The sequence below is a fragment of the Streptomyces odontomachi genome, from assembly GCF_024435355.1.
Lineage (GTDB): Bacteria > Actinomycetota > Actinomycetes > Streptomycetales > Streptomycetaceae > Streptomyces > Streptomyces odontomachi.
The window spans coordinates 1-1,032 of sequence record NZ_JAMJWG010000082.1 but is presented as its reverse complement, the minus strand read 5'-3'; the positions used below and the strand labels follow the sequence as shown (position 1 = coordinate 1,032).

At 62.7% G+C, this 1,032-nt stretch carries 1 protein-coding gene; it reads left to right on the top strand.

Annotated features, from left to right (window positions below; all coding sequences use genetic code 11):
- The coding region (gene ispG / locus NQO67_RS43465) for a flavodoxin-dependent (E)-4-hydroxy-3-methylbut-2-enyl-diphosphate synthase (RefSeq protein ID WP_255956192.1) at positions 1-1,032 on the top strand (1,032 nt) is incomplete at both ends.

Here is a 1,032-nt window from a genome sequence, read left to right as displayed (position 1 = left end):
GCGGTGGGTGGGGACGCGCCGGTTTCGGTGCAGTCGATGACGACGACGCGGACGTCGGATGTGGGTGCGACGTTGCAGCAGATTGCGGAGTTGACGGCGTCGGGGTGCCAGATCGTGCGGGTGGCGTGTCCGACGCAGGACGATGCGGATGCGTTGCCGACGATTGCGCGTAAGTCGCAGATTCCGGTGATTGCGGATATTCATTTCCAGCCGAAGTACGTGTTCGCTGCGATTGATGCGGGTTGTGCGGCGGTGCGGGTGAATCCGGGGAATATCAAGCAGTTTGACGACAAGGTGCGTGAGATTGCGCGTGCGGCGTCGCAGGCGGGGACGCCGATTCGTATCGGGGTGAATGCGGGCTCTTTGGACAGGCGGCTTCTGGCGAAGTACGGGAAGGCGACGCCTGAGGCGCTGGTGGAGTCGGCGCTGTGGGAGGCGTCGTTGTTCGAGGAGCATGATTTTCGGGATATCAAGATCTCGGTGAAGCACAATGATCCGGTGGTGATGGTGAATGCGTACCGGTTGTTGGCGCAGCAGTGTGATTATCCGTTGCATTTGGGTGTGACGGAGGCGGGTCCTGCGTTTCAGGGGACGGTGAAGTCGGCGGTGGCGTTCGGTGCGTTGCTGTCGGAGGGGATCGGGGACACGATCCGGGTGTCGTTGTCGGCTCCTCCGGTGGAGGAGGTGAAGGTCGGTATCCAGATTCTGGAGTCGTTGAATCTGCGGCAGCGGGGTCTGGAGATCGTGTCGTGTCCGTCGTGTGGGCGTGCGCAGGTGGATGTGTACAAGTTGGCGGAGGAGGTCACGGCCGGGTTGACGGGCATGGAGGTGCCGTTGCGGGTGGCGGTGATGGGGTGTGTCGTCAACGGTCCGGGGGAGGCGCGTGAGGCGGATCTGGGGGTGGCCTCGGGTAACGGCAAGGGGCAGATCTTCGTGAAGGGTGAGGTCATCAAGACCGTGCCGGAGTCGAAGATCGTGGAGACGCTGATCGAGGAGGCGATGAAGATCGCCGAAGACATGGAGAAGGCCGGG